This is a genomic window from Gordonia sp. 'Campus', from assembly GCF_022206305.1.
Lineage (GTDB): Bacteria > Actinomycetota > Actinomycetes > Mycobacteriales > Mycobacteriaceae > Gordonia.
Genome location: NZ_JAKOIW010000005.1, coordinates 17929 through 30885, shown reverse-complemented (window position 1 = coordinate 30885; position 12957 = coordinate 17929). Strand labels below are relative to the sequence as shown.

Below are 12957 nucleotides of genomic sequence, written 5' to 3'. Positions count from 1 at the left end.
CTGCCCCTTGCCGTCCCGGGCCGACCCGACGATGCTGGATCCATGCCCATCGAGGTCCGGCCCGCAACGATCTTCGACGACATCGCCACGATGGTGGGTCCGAAGAAGCCCACGTCGAACGTCTGCTGGTGTCTCAGCTATCGGATCCCCGGCAAGCAGAACCAGCAGTTGGTCCGCGAGGAGCGCGGCGAGTTCGTCAAAGAGCTGTGCGACAGCGGGATTCCTCTCGGCGTGCTCGCCTACGACGACAACGACGACGTGGTCGGGTGGGCGGCGGTGTCCCCGCGCGCCGACACGACATTCGCCCGCAATCGCAAGATCCCCCACGTCGACGATCTACCGGTCTGGTCGGTGTGGTGCATCCGGGTACGACCGGGTCATCGCAAGAAGGGGATCTCGCACGCGTTGCTCAGGGGCGCCGTCGACTACGCCCGCTCCAACGGGGCTCCCGCCATCGAAGGGTATCCCGTCGACAACAAGGGCGAGAAGGTCGATCTCACGATGGCCTACGTCGGGACGCGCGGGTTGTTCGAGAAGGCGGGTTTCGTCAAGGCCGCCGACACCGACTCGGTCCTCGCGCGATTCCCGCGCGTGCTGATGCGCCTGTCGCTGGACAGGTGATCGTGCGCCCCGAACGTCAGACCAGCTCCGCCAGTTCGACGTCGGGTACGTGAATCCAGCCCTCGCGCACAGCGACAGACCGGTCGTCGGCGTCGGGCAAGGTGGTGCGGCCGAGTTCGGCGGCGCGCGCGATGAGCGCGGTGATCACGGCGTCGAAGGCGTCGTCGTCGCGGGTCATCGTCTCGGCATGATCCGCGAGGTCGAGCCACGGGGCAGTCGCTGCCAGCGTTCCGACGAGCTCGGCGAGAACGGGCGCGTTGGCAGCTCTTTTGTATCCCCGTGAGGTGAGTCCCCATCGCTTGAGGGCGCCCGCCGGATATGCCTCGACCGCCCACCCGTCGACACGATCGTCGACGCCCAGATCCGCGAGTAGTCCCGCACATCGGAACGCGACGTGGGCGATCTGGTCCGCGGAGACACTCAGCGGACGACCCAGCCCGGAGTCGGCGATCCGGAGGTCGGTCCGCCGCAGAGCCAGGGGTCGGCGCCGCGCGATCTCGTCGAGACGACCGCCGCTCGGCAACCCGTGCCGGTGATGGGCGACGACGAAGTCCACGAACTCGTCGGGCCACCCGAACGGGGAGTCGATGCCGATCCGTGTCGCTCCCGCGGCGTACCGGCGGATGGCGGCGTCGTCGGCCCCGACGACGAGCTCGGTCACCCTGGCGCGGTCGTCATGCCAGTCGAGCACGGCGACAGCGGTTTTCGCCGGAGATGCGGAGAGATCCACCCCGACCGTCCGCATCCCCGACATCATCGGCCTCAGATGTTGCCGTCGAGGAACTCCGCATACGCCGGCAGGTCGAGCTGACCGTGACCCGACAGGCCGATCACGACGACCTCCTCCTTGTCGCTGCCCGCAACGTGTGCCGCGCACGCCGCGATGGCGTGAGTCGACTCCGGAGCCGGGACGATGCCCTGGGTGCGGGCGAACTGCACGCCCGCGGCGAACGCGTCGGACTGCGTGATGGCGACACCCTGGACGAGTCCGAGTTCGACGGTGTGGCTCAGCGCCGGAGCCATGCCGTGGTAGCGCAGACCGCCGGCGTGGATCGGGTCGGGAACGAAATCCATTCCCAGGGTGTGCATCTTGAGCAACGGGGTGAGCCCGGCGACGTCTCCGTGGTCGTAGCGGTACTCGCCCTGCGTGATCGAGGGGCATGCGGCGGGTTCGGCGGCGACGATCCGCGGGTCCGACCGGCCGTGCAGCTTCTCCCGCAGGAACGGGAACGACAATCCGGCCAGGTTTGATCCGCCTCCGGCGCAACCGAAGACGATGTCGGCGCCACCCGGTTCGACCGCCTTCAGCTGTTCCACGGCCTCTTGGCCGATGACGCTCTGATGCAGCACAACGTGGTTGAGGACACTACCCAGCGCGTACCGGGTGTCGGCGTTGGCGGCGGCGACCTCGACGGCCTCGCTGACGGCCATGCCCAGGCTGCCGGTGGTGTTCGGATCCTTCGCGAGCATCGCGCGGCCCGACTCGGTCAGATCCGAGGGGCTCGGGTGAACGATGCCGCCGTAGGTGCGCATGAGGAAGCCGCGGTAGGGCTTCGAGCTGTAGGAGGCGCGGACCTGCCACACCTCGACGTCGATGCCGAACTGCGCGCCCGCGAATGCCAGGGCACTACCCCACTGACCGGCGCCCGTCTCCGTCGTCAGCCTGGTGACACCGTCGAGGCTGTTGTAGTACGCCTGCGCGACAGCCGAATTCGTCTTATGGCTGCCGACGGGGCTGACGCCCTCGTACTTGACGTAGATCCGCGCCTTGGTGTCGAGCGCCGCTTCGAAGCGACGTGCACGGATCAGCGGCGCCGGCCGCCACATCCGGTAGATCTCGCGGACCGGCTCGGGGATCTCGATGTAGGGCTCGGTCGACACCTCCTGCGCGATGAGACCGCTCGGGAACAGCGCGGCGAGGTCATCGGGACCGACGGGTTCCCTGGTGCCGGGATGCAGATGCGGAGGGATCGGCGACTCGAGTTCGGCGGCGAGGTTGTACCAGTGCGTCGGGACATCCACCGTGATCAGGTCTGGAGTACCGGCGTCAACGTGCATCGTCATGCGACCACACTCTAGTGGCGGTCCGCGGCCGGTTCAGTGCCCGGGCAGCCGGTATTCCTGCCGCGGCCGCCCGGTGGTGCCGTACTGCAGCGACATGGTCAGCTTCCCGGCGGCCACGAGGTTGGCGAGGTGCCGCCGGGCGGTCGGAGCGGCGACGCCGATCTCCCGGGACACGTCGTCGGCGAACAGCGTCGACCCGGAGCGGGCGAACAGGGCGAGAATTCGCTGTTCGGTGGGCGATCCGGACTCCGACCGTTCAGTGGCCCTGGTGCCGAATCGCAACGCCGACAAGGCGGCGTCGACGGCGTGCTGGTCGACGTTCCGCCCGGCCAGCACCCGCCGGTACTGGGCGTACCCTGCAAGCCGCCGTGCGAGGTCGGCGTCGTCGAACGGTTTGATGAGGTAGGCCAAAGCGCCGGCGCGCGTCGCGGTACGCACCGCGGAGGCATCGGTCTCGGCCCCGACGATGAAGCAGTCACAAGCCAGTTCGGCGACGAGGTCGATCCCCGAGCCGTCGGGCAGGTGGACGTCGAGGAGTGCGAGGTCGATGTCGGGGTGTTCGGCCATCGCCTGCCGGGCCGCGGCCACGCTGCCCGCACGCGCGCGCACGGTGAACCCGCGGACCGCCTCGACGATCGTCGAGTGCAACGCCGCGACCCGGAAGTCGTCGTCGACGATGAGAACACCGAGTTCGTCGGTCATCTACGGTCTCCTTGCTCGTCGGGTACCCGATGATCATCCTGCGACGCCGGCGCGAGGACGCCGGGCAGCCTGGCCACGAAGAGTGCACCGCCGAGATCGGAATCGCCTGCACCACCTGGGTTCGCGACCCACAGATCGCCGCCGCTTCGTCGGGCGATCTGCCTGGCGAGGGCGAGTCCCATCCCACGGCCACCGGGTACGGACGCGCCGGACTTGGTCGTCGCCCCCTCCGCGAAGACGTCGTCGGGATCGTCGAAGCCGATGCCGGGCCCCGAGTCACCGACGGACACCAGCAGCGTGTCGCCGTCGGCGATGATCTCCACCTCCACGTCGGCGTGCTCGTCGGGCGGCGGACCCGCGAGGGCATCGGGCGTTCCGTCGGCCGCGGCCTCGATGGCGTTGTCGACGAGATTGCCGAGCACGGTGGTGACGACGACGGGCTCGGTCAGGGTGGCGTCGAGCCACGTCTGATCGCCGAGGCGCAGGGTCACGCCGCGTTCTCGCGCCTGTGCCGCCTTGGCGTCGAGGAAGGCATGCAGGTGCGGTTCGCGGACGTTGTCGAGGCCGCTCAACAGTCTGCCGCCGGGACCGGTGCCGGCGAGTTCGTCGAGGTAGGCGAGCGCCTCGTCGGCATGCCCGTGCCGGAGCAACCCGGCGAGCACGTGCAAACGGTTCGCGGTCTCGTGCCGCTGTGCGCGCAGGGCCGTGCTCATGGACCTGATTGAGTCCACTTCCCGACTGAGTGCTTCGACGTCGGTGCGATCGATCACCGACAGGACCATGCCGAGGTCGCGACCGTCGGCGCGGACCCGATGGGAGCTGACGAGGACGACGCGTTCGCCGATGCTCGCGGCGAGCGGTTCGTCGGTCGGCGTCGCCAGGACGCCCGCCACGCGCGGGGTGAGGCCGAGGTCGGCCGCGGGGGTACCGGTCGGCGCGTCGATGTCGAGCAGTGCGCGTGCCCGGTCGTTGATGACGCGTACGATTCCGTCGGCGTCGACGGCGAGCACACCGTCGGCCATCGAATGCAGCACGGCGTTCTGTTCCCGCACGAGTTCGGCGAGCTCGTCGGACTCGAGACCCAGGGTGAGACGCCGCCACCGCCGGGCGAGCAACGCGGAGCCGAGGGCGCCGATGCCGAGCGCGGCGAGTGCGAGCAGTGACGTGGCGATGATGTCGCTGCGGGTTTCGGATTCGAGCCGCTGCGTGGACACTCCCACACTGATGAACCCCACGACTCTGCCGTCGTCGGTCACCACCGGGACCTTCGCGCGTACCGACTCTCCGAGCGTGCCCCGTTCGGTGTTCACGTCGTCCGATCCGGACAGCACCTTCGACGAGTCGGTGGAGACCGTTTCGGCCAACTTCGACGCCTCCGGGTGAGCGAGGCGGATGCCGCGGTCGTTGCCGATGACGACGAACAGGGCTCCGGTCCGCGCTCGTACCGCTGCGGCCTGACGCTGAAGCGGACCGTCGACCAACTCTGCTGCGTCCACCTGGGTGCCGGGATGGGCGGCGACCTCGGTGCGCACCTCCGCGTCGGCGGCGACCGACTGCGCGATCGACAGAGCACGCTGGGCGTATTCGCGCTGCACCCGGTCGTCGGCTCCGGCGATGACCACACCGAACCCGACCACGAGGCTGACGGCGATCACCGCCAGCTGCAGGAGCAGCACCTGCGTCCGCAAACGCATGCCTGTCACCCTAGTGCCGCACCAGGGGCGCCACAGACACGCCGACGCGGCGATCCGTTCGGGACGGATCGCCGCGTCGGGGTGTGGTCGGTCAGAACGGGATCGCCCCCACCAGCACACCGACCGCGAGCATGACCAGGGAAACCACGGTGGCCCGCCACAGAACCTTCTTGTGATGGTCGGCCAAGCCGACGCCGGCCAGCGCCACCAGCAGCAGGATTGCCGGGACGAGCGGGCTCTGCATGTGCACGGTCTGGCCCGTGATCGATGCGCGGGCCATCTCGGTGGGGTCGATGCCGTAGCGGGTCGCGGTCTCCGACAGCACCGGCAGCACCCCGTAGTAGAAGGCGTCGTTGCTCATCAGGAAGGTCAGCGGGATCGACAGGACACCGATCACGATCGCCATGTGCGGTCCCATCCAGTCGGGGATGCCATCGGCGAGCCAGTGTGCGATGGCGTCGACCATCCCGGTCCCGTTGAAGACGCCGGTGAGTACGGCGGCGGCCAGCACCATGGCGACCACCGACACGATGCTGGAGCTGTGCCGGGTGATGGCCTCCTGCTGCTGCTTGATGTGCGGGAAGTTGATGGCCAGAGCGATGCCGGCGAAGATCATGAACAACACCGGGATGGCGACGACATCGGCGCCGAGGATGGTCAGCAGGGCCACGGTGAGACCGGCGTTCACCCAGAAGAGCTTGGGACGCAGAGTTTCCCGGTTGGGATCGAGGACGCCGGAGAAGGAGGCGTCGCGGTCGTCGTCGTTCCCGGCAGCCGAGACCGCGCCGAGGTCGTGATCGCCGGTGGGGGCGTCGTCGTATCCGCCGGAGCCGGTTCCCGCCGAACCGGAGCCACCGGAACCCGAACTGCCTGAACGTGGACCCTTGGGCGGCAGTCCGACCCCGCCACCGCCGGCCGCGACCAGCACCTCTTCCCTGGGCGCCAGCAGCGACTCGCGGATCTCCAGCTTGCCGATGCGACGACGTTCGAGGACGCCGAGGTGGTACGCGAACAGGAGCACGACGACGAGGGCGGCAGCCAGGGCGGGGACCATCGGGACGAAGACATCGTTGGTGTCGATGTTCAACGCACTCGCCGCGCGGGCGGTCGGGCCGCCCCACGGCAGGATGTTCATCGTGCCGTTGGTCAACCCGGCGACGACGGTGAGGACGACCGGACTGACACCGAGCTTCAGATACAGCGGCAGCAGGGCGGCCGTGGTGATGATGAAGGTCGTCGAACCGTCACCGTCGAGGGACACCACACCGGCCAACACCGCGGTGCCGACGACGAGGCGCGCCGGATCGTCGTGCACGGCACGGACGACCGCGCGGACCACCGGGTCGAAGAGGCCGACGTCGATCATGATCCCGAAGAAGATGATCGCGAAGAACAGCATCGCCGCCGTCGGGGCGAGGTCCTTGATGCCGTCGGTGATCATGTCGCTGATGCCGAGGCCGGCGCCGGCGAACAGTCCGAACGCGACGGGGATGAGGATCAGCGCCACCACGGGCGTGGCCCGTTTGGTGATGATCAGCACCATGAAGGTGGCGACCATCCCGAGGCCGAGTGCTACCAACATTGTCTTCTCGATTCTTCATCGGATGTGAGGACGACCACATCGGTGGTCACATCAGAAGTGTTGGCGTAACCGGCATCACAGTCACGCTTGGGCGCATAAGTATCGTTTTGCGCTTTTCGCGCGCCCTGGTTCCGCCCTGGCATTTCGTAGCGCCAATGTGCCTCTGGCGCGCATTGTCGCTACGGAATCCCTAGTCGGGCAGCATCGGCGCGTCGTCGCCGTGATTGCGCCCGATGAGCACCGCGCGGGTCACCGAGTCGCGGCCGAACCGGTCCCGCAAGAGATCCATCGTGGCATCGAGGTCTTCGGCATGATCGGTGTCGAACGGCAGTGTCAGCTGGATGTTGTCGTGATCGTCGAGGTTGGTCAGCGACAGCCCGACCAGGGTGCACCCCCGCTCGCGGATGATCGGCATGGCGTCGGCGAGGAGTCCGCGCGCCGACGCCATCACGATGTCGGTGCGGTCGGTCGGCTCGAGGAGCGTCCGGGATCGTGTGGCGCGGGTGAAGTCGTCGAAACGCAACCGCAGAATGACTGTCCGACACACGCGTTCGGCTGATCGGAGGCGTTTGCCGAGACGCTCGACGATCGCGACGATGGTCGCCTCGAGGTCGGCCTCGGACTTCGGGCGACGACCGAGAGCGCGTTGCGACCCGATCGAACTGCGACGCTTGCCGGTCTCGACGCGGCGCGGATCCTGCGCGAGCGACAGGGCGAACAGGTGCCTGCCGGCGCCCGAACCGACGATGCCGCGCAACGAGCGTTCCCCCAGTGCGGCCAGTTGCCCCACCGTCTCGACACCCGCGTCGTGCAGTTTGGCCTCGGTGACCGGACCGACGCCCCACAGCCGGCGGACCGGCAACGGATGCAGGAAGTCGAGCTCGGTCCCCGGCTCGACGATGAGCAGACCGTCGGGTTTGCCCACGGCACTGGCGACCTTCGCGAGGAACTTGCTGCGCGCGCCGCCGACGGTGATCGGAAGCCCGACCTCGTCACGGACGCGGCTTCGGATCGTCGTCGCAACGTCATGCGGGGTTCCGCTGATCCGGCCCAACCCGCCGACGTCGAGAAAGGCCTCGTCGACCGAGATTCCCTCGACCACCGGGGTGGTGTCGTGGAAGATGTCGAAGACCTCACGGCTGGCCTCCATGTACGCCTCGAACCGCGGGGTGACCACGACCGCATCGGGGCAGAGCGCACGCGCCTCGTGGCCGGGCATCGGCGACCGCACACCCCGGGCCTTGGCCTCATAGCTCGCCGCCAGGACGACACCGCCGCCGACGAGAACGGGCCGACCACGCAGTGAAGGGTCGTCCCGCTGCTCGACCGACGCGTAGAAGGAGTCGAGATCCGCGTGCAGGATCGACGCGTCACGCCGCTCGATGTGCATAGAACATATGTTCGCATGATGGTCGGGCATGCACCAGACCGAGTAGTGCGTCCGCCAACTCCCCTCGGCCGACGACATCCCTCGCTCGAATACGCCGCCGTCACAGGCAGCGCTCGCGACCGGACTCAAGGGCGGGGCTCATCGCGCCGATGGACCACCCGTCGACCGTGCGTCCGTTCCCGTCGACTGGGCGCCCATTCCCGTCGACTGTGCGTTCGTTCCCGTCGACTGGGCGCCCATTCCCGTCGACTGTGCGTTCGTTCCCGTCGACCGTGCGTTCGTTCCCGTCGACTGTGCGACAGGCTCTCCCCTCCCAGCGTGCCGAGTAGCCGAGGCGATCCGAGATCACGCACAGTGGACGAAAGTAGACGCACACTCGACGAGTTCGGGCGCACGGTCGACGAACCCCTCGCGACTGCTGGTGCCGGTGACGGCGGTCCGACCTTCGCGCTGACCCGACATGTTCACCGTGAGACGTCGGCCACTTAATCGGGAATCGTTCCCATCACGGTTACGCTGACCTCATGGCCCGACCCAGCATCGCCGAGACGTTCAACTCGACCAGTTCCGATTTCGATCTGGTGACGCCGTTCGTCTGGGGTCCGGCCGGTGAGACCCTGGTGGCACGCGCGCAGATCGCACTGGGCGACCGAGTCCTCGACGTCTGTTCCGGCACCGGAGCCAGCGCGCTGGCCGCCGCCCGCGTCGTCGGCCCTGACGGGCACGTCACGGCCGTCGACATCGCAGCTGAACTGATCGACCGCGCACGGACGAGCGCTTACGCGGCGGGGCTGCGCAACATTGACTTCCAGGTCGACGACGTGACAACGCTGCCCGGTCGCGGGGATTCCGAATACGACGCCCTCACTTGCGGTTTCGGCGTTTTCTTCCTCCCGGACATGGATGATGCCGTTCGGCGACTCCTGACGCTCCTACGCCCGGGTGGGCGGATCGCGGTGGCGGTCTGGCATGACGACGCTCTCTACGACTTCACCGGCGCGTACTTCACCGAGATCGCCCGGGTGACGAAGACACCTCCACCGCCCGGTCCGCGTGCGCCGTCGGACGGTCCGCCGCACCCGATCACGCGCATCGACACCGAGGAGAAGATCACCGCGTGGCTGGAATCCATTGGTGCCGTTGAAGCCTCGGCATCGATCCTGGAGTTGCGCATTCCGCGCACCGACGAGTTCTCCTGGTCGATGGTTCTCGGCAGCGGGTTGAGGGGTGCGCTGACGGGCATGGACGCCGACGCCATCGCCGACGTCCGAGCCGGTTTCCTGCAGCGATTGTCCGACGAGGGCATCACCGAGGCCGACTGCGACACACTGATCGGCGTCGGGCAGCGCCCCGAGAACTGATCTGCTCCGAATCCGTAGCGTGAGCAGGGATATAGCGCGCATTCACGCTACGAAACCCCGCGGTCAGGGGAAGCGGATCAGACCCGGGACATCCGCGGGCGCAGTCCATCCGGACCGCGCGAAGCCGGCCCAGATCTGACGCAGCCTGCTGCCGTCCTGCGCGGCCCGCTCGGCATCGTATCCCGCGAGAATCGGTGCACCGGACCAGATCTCCGGAGTCCCGAACAGTAGCGGGATGTCGACGGTGTGCACCGCCCGAAGTGGGTGATCGGCTGCGCCCCAGTCGATGACGTACTGGGCTGCCTTTCCACCGGCCCGTCGGTGACGCCGCGCGAAGCGGTCCGCGGCGCTGGTGTAGATCGCTCGGGTGAGTTGGTGGACAAGGCACTCGTACAGGCGGGAACCGACCACCGGCACCGCCGGCAACGACGACACCCCACCGATGGCAGCGGTGAAGAACCCGGCCTCGCGGCTGTTCCATCCGATCAGGATCTCGACGTCCCGGGCTCGCTGCTCCCAGATCGCGTCCACCTCGCTCTCGGGCGGCAGCGGGTGGTGACCGTACTGGGGACCGAAGGACATGAAGGCGGGAAGTCCGTGCTGCAGAACCGCTTTGAGACCCATCATCGACTCCTGGACAGCGAGGACCTCTTCGACCGTCGCGGAAGCCGACACCTCGTGCGATGCGGCGAACATGTCGGCGTGCAGCCGCTCGCGGCGACGGGTGATGCCGAGGGGCGCGCTCTGGATGATGGCCCGGTGGAACAGGCCCGGCACCCCGTCGGCCGCCATCAGTTGCGCGACCGCGTCACCACCGGCCGATTCGCCGAAGACGGTGACCGCATCGGGGTCACCTCCGAAGCCTGCGATGTTGCGTTGCACCCATCGGAGGGCTTCGATCATGTCGAGCAGGCCGAGATTCGCCGGGCGCGTGACACCGTCGCCGAGGAAGCCGAACAAGCCGAGTCGATAGGTCACCGACACGACGACCACCCGTTGCTCGGCGACCAGCGCCGACGGGTCGTGGCAGGGAGCATCGGCGGCGCCGATGATGTACGAGCCACCATGGATCCACACCATCACGGGCAGGATCTCATCGGGCCGGCGATCGGCGGGCACGGTGACCGACAGGTATTGCGCGTGTTCGTCCGCGACCAGGTCACCCAGCGCTGCCTCGCCGAATGCGTTGTCGACGATGCCCTCCCCGTTCCCTTGAGGACAGGCAGGAGACAGCGCTGTCGCATCGATCGGCGTCGTCGACGCCGGTTGCGGCGTCGGCGCCTCGAAGCGGGCCGCGCGTGCGTATCGAATCCCGGTGGCACGGACCACTTCGCCGGTCACCCGGCCGATTACGGTGCCGGCCGGGCAGTCGAACGTCGTGGTCGTCGTCGGCAGTTCGGTCACCTGGAGCTCCTCAGCGCGTCACGGTGTCGGCGGCGTCGACCTGGTAGCGGATCAGGCGAGAACTGTTGAGCACCACGGCAACCGACGACGCGTTGTGCAGCACCGCGGCCAACACCGGCGACAGAGCGCCGCCCGCGCCGATCACCAGGCCGAGGGCGTTGACCGCGATCGACATGCCGTAGTTCTGCCGAATCACCTCGACGGTGTGGGCGCCCAGATCCCGGATGTCGAGCAGCTTGCGCAGATCATCGCCGGCGAGGGCGACATCGGCGGTCTCGACCGCGACGTCTGTTCCCGCCAGCCCCATCGCGATACCGATGTCGGCCGCGGCCAGGGCGGGAGCATCGTTGACGCCGTCACCCACCACCGCGACGACGTGCCCGAGCGCCTGCAGTTCGCGGACGACGGCCAGCTTGTCGTCGGGCGTGACCTCGGCGGCCCATCGCTCGATGCCGAGTTCGGCCGCGATGGTGGCGGCGGTGACCGGATGGTCGCCGGTGAGCATGGCGATCTCGGTGACGCCGTCGGCGCGCAGGGCGTCGAGCACCTCGCGGGCCTCCGGTCGCAGTTCGTCGGAGAGACTCACCAACCCGACCAGCGTGCCGTTGACGGCGAGCAGCAGCGGTGTCTCACTCGCCTGCCGCAACCGGCCCACCCAGCCGAGGGCGTCGTCGGAGATCACGACACCGTGCCGGTCGAGAAGTGACGGGCTGCCGAGGAGTAGCACGCGGCCATCGTCGGACCTGGTGCGCATGCCGAGTCCGACGATCACCTCGCACTCGGCGTGGGTCGGGATCTCGATGCGTCGTTCCTCGGTGGAGCGGATCACCGCCTCGGCGAGCGGGTGACGCGAGTGGATCTCGGAACTCGCCGCGTAGGCGAGAATCTGTTCGGGCTGCCAGTCGTCGGAGAACGAGACCACGTTGGTGACGACCGGGCGTCCGACGGTCAGCGTCCCGGTCTTGTCGAACACCACCGCGGAGATGCGGCCCGACGCCTCGAGGTGCGAGCCGCCCTTGATCAGGATGCCGCGGCGCGCGCCGTTGCCGATGGCCCCGCTGATCGCGGTGGGCGTGGACAGTCCCACCGCACAGGGACAGGCGATGAGCAGCATGGTCATCGCGCGACGAAGATCCCTGGTCACGGCCAGCGTCAGGGCCGCCATCGCGAACGAGGCCGGTACGAACCGGCGGGAGAAGTTCTCGCCGACAGTCTGGATGGGCGCGCGATCACGCTGGGCCTCCTCGACCCGGCCGATGATGCGCCCGATCGAGGTGTCGTCGCCGACGGCGTCGGCCTCGATGACGATCCGTCCGGTGAGGACCACCGAACCGGCCTGTACACGGTCGCCGATGTGCTTGGTCACCGGCAGGTTCTCGCCCGTCAGCGCGGACTGGTCCACCACGGCCTCGCCGTCGACGACCACACCGTCGACCGCAACCGCGACCTGCTCGTGCACGATGACCGCGTCGCCGACATGCAGTGCATCAATGGGCACCTGGACCTCGGTGCCGTCCTCGAGACGCACCCACGCCGTGTCCTGCGTTCCGCGGAGCAGGTCGGTGATCGCGCGGCGGGTGCGTCGGAGGGTCAGGTCTTGCAGGAACTCTCCGATGTTGAGCAGCCAGAGCACCGTGAGGGCGACGACGTTCTCGCGGAGCAGCAGACTCGCGATGGTGGCCGCCGACACCAGGGCGTCGGTGCCGGCCCGCCCACCGCGCAGCGAGCGCAGGGCGCCGCTGAGGAAGGGGTACCCGGAGAAGATCGTGACTCCGGTGGCCACCGTGCGCGACGCCGGGCCGAGCAGAGGCGGCCGACGAAACCCGTAGCGGCGGAAGCCCAGCAGTACGAGGGCCGCTGCGCCGACACCCATGCGTAGCAGGTCGGCATTCGTCACATCCGCCGAATGTGGTTGACGGTCAGGAAGATTGGCCGGGTCCGCCGCAGTGGCCGCCGCGATGGCGTGGTCGATGGCGGCGCGATCGGTGTCGGCCCGGAACCACACGACGACCGACGCCGTCCGGGGGTAGGCATGCACTGCGCGCACACCCGCGACCCGGGCTACGCTCTCCTCGATGGCTACGGCGCGACGATCGGCCGCCCCTCGTCCGGGACCGCGCAACCAGGGCACCGTCATGC

General features: G+C 68.5%; 10 protein-coding genes. 2 read left to right on the top strand and 8 right to left on the bottom strand.

Annotated features, from left to right (window positions below; all coding sequences use genetic code 11):
• Positions 1-42 precede the first annotated feature (42 nt).
• Positions 43-621: a GNAT family N-acetyltransferase gene (locus MAY35_RS07110; RefSeq protein ID WP_238420216.1), complete on the top strand. Its 579-nt coding sequence runs from the start codon at positions 43-45 to the stop codon at positions 619-621.
• A gap of 16 nt (positions 622-637) precedes the next feature.
• On the opposite strand, the gene MAY35_RS07105 is transcribed toward MAY35_RS07110, so the two are convergent.
• The 6 genes from MAY35_RS07105 to dinB all read right to left on the bottom strand — a co-directional run bounded on the left by MAY35_RS07105 (position 638) and on the right by dinB (position 8053).
• The gene (locus tag MAY35_RS07105) at positions 638-1366 is read right to left on the bottom strand and encodes a DUF429 domain-containing protein (RefSeq protein ID WP_238420215.1); all 729 of its coding nucleotides are present in this window, start codon (positions 1364-1366) and stop codon (positions 638-640) included.
• Between the two features lie 17 nt (positions 1367-1383).
• The gene (locus MAY35_RS07100; RefSeq protein WP_238420214.1) at positions 1384-2685 is read right to left on the bottom strand and encodes a TrpB-like pyridoxal phosphate-dependent enzyme; all 1302 of its coding nucleotides are present in this window, start codon (positions 2683-2685) and stop codon (positions 1384-1386) included.
• 33 nt (positions 2686-2718) lie between these two features.
• Positions 2719-3387, bottom strand: a complete 669-nt coding sequence (locus MAY35_RS07095; RefSeq protein WP_238420213.1) for a response regulator — start codon at positions 3385-3387, stop codon at positions 2719-2721.
• Positions 3384-5081, bottom strand: a complete 1698-nt coding sequence (locus tag MAY35_RS07090; RefSeq protein ID WP_238420212.1) for a sensor histidine kinase — start codon at positions 5079-5081, stop codon at positions 3384-3386. Before MAY35_RS07090 ends, MAY35_RS07095 begins: the two co-directional genes overlap by 4 nt.
• A 91-nt stretch (positions 5082-5172) precedes the next feature.
• Positions 5173-6663: a CitMHS family transporter gene (locus MAY35_RS07085; RefSeq protein WP_238420211.1), complete on the bottom strand. Its 1491-nt coding sequence runs from the start codon at positions 6661-6663 to the stop codon at positions 5173-5175.
• Positions 6664-6853: 190 nt separating this feature from the next.
• Positions 6854-8053 carry a DNA polymerase IV gene (gene dinB, locus MAY35_RS07080; protein ID WP_238420210.1) on the bottom strand — a complete coding sequence of 400 codons (1200 nt, stop codon included), beginning with the start codon at positions 8051-8053 and terminating at the stop codon, positions 6854-6856.
• Between the two features lie 524 nt (positions 8054-8577).
• On the opposite strand from dinB, the gene MAY35_RS07075 reads away from it, so the two are divergent.
• Positions 8578-9414: a class I SAM-dependent methyltransferase gene (locus tag MAY35_RS07075; protein WP_238420209.1), complete on the top strand. Its 837-nt coding sequence runs from the start codon at positions 8578-8580 to the stop codon at positions 9412-9414.
• A 63-nt stretch (positions 9415-9477) separates the two neighbouring features.
• Here MAY35_RS07075 and MAY35_RS07070 read toward each other — a convergent pair whose 3' ends face one another.
• Both MAY35_RS07070 and MAY35_RS07065 read right to left on the bottom strand, forming a co-directional pair.
• Positions 9478-10818: a carboxylesterase family protein gene (locus tag MAY35_RS07070; protein WP_238420208.1), complete on the bottom strand. Its 1341-nt coding sequence runs from the start codon at positions 10816-10818 to the stop codon at positions 9478-9480.
• Positions 10819-10828: 10 nt separating this feature from the next.
• Complete coding sequence (locus MAY35_RS07065) at positions 10829-12955, bottom strand: cation-translocating P-type ATPase (RefSeq protein ID WP_238420619.1); 2127 nt, start codon at positions 12953-12955, stop codon at positions 10829-10831.
• Positions 12956-12957 lie beyond the last annotated feature (2 nt).

Excerpts from the sequence above, each read along its gene's own strand:
- MAY35_RS07110 (WP_238420216.1), top strand. The coding sequence starts at position 43 with ATGCCCATCGAGGTCCGGCCCGCAACGATCTTCGACGACATCGCCACG.
- MAY35_RS07105 (WP_238420215.1), bottom strand. The coding sequence starts at position 1,366 with ATGCGGACGGTCGGGGTGGATCTCTCCGCATCTCCGGCGAAAACCGCT.
- MAY35_RS07100 (WP_238420214.1), bottom strand. The coding sequence starts at position 2,685 with ATGACGATGCACGTTGACGCCGGTACTCCAGACCTGATCACGGTGGAT.
- MAY35_RS07095 (WP_238420213.1), bottom strand. The coding sequence starts at position 3,387 with ATGACCGACGAACTCGGTGTTCTCATCGTCGACGACGACTTCCGGGTC.
- MAY35_RS07090 (WP_238420212.1), bottom strand. The coding sequence starts at position 5,081 with ATGCGTTTGCGGACGCAGGTGCTGCTCCTGCAGCTGGCGGTGATCGCC.
- MAY35_RS07085 (WP_238420211.1), bottom strand. The coding sequence starts at position 6,663 with ATGTTGGTAGCACTCGGCCTCGGGATGGTCGCCACCTTCATGGTGCTG.
- dinB (WP_238420210.1), bottom strand. The coding sequence starts at position 8,053 with ATGCACATCGAGCGGCGTGACGCGTCGATCCTGCACGCGGATCTCGAC.
- MAY35_RS07075 (WP_238420209.1), top strand. The coding sequence starts at position 8,578 with ATGGCCCGACCCAGCATCGCCGAGACGTTCAACTCGACCAGTTCCGAT.
- MAY35_RS07065 (WP_238420619.1), bottom strand. The coding sequence starts at position 12,955 with ATGACGGTGCCCTGGTTGCGCGGTCCCGGACGAGGGGCGGCCGATCGT.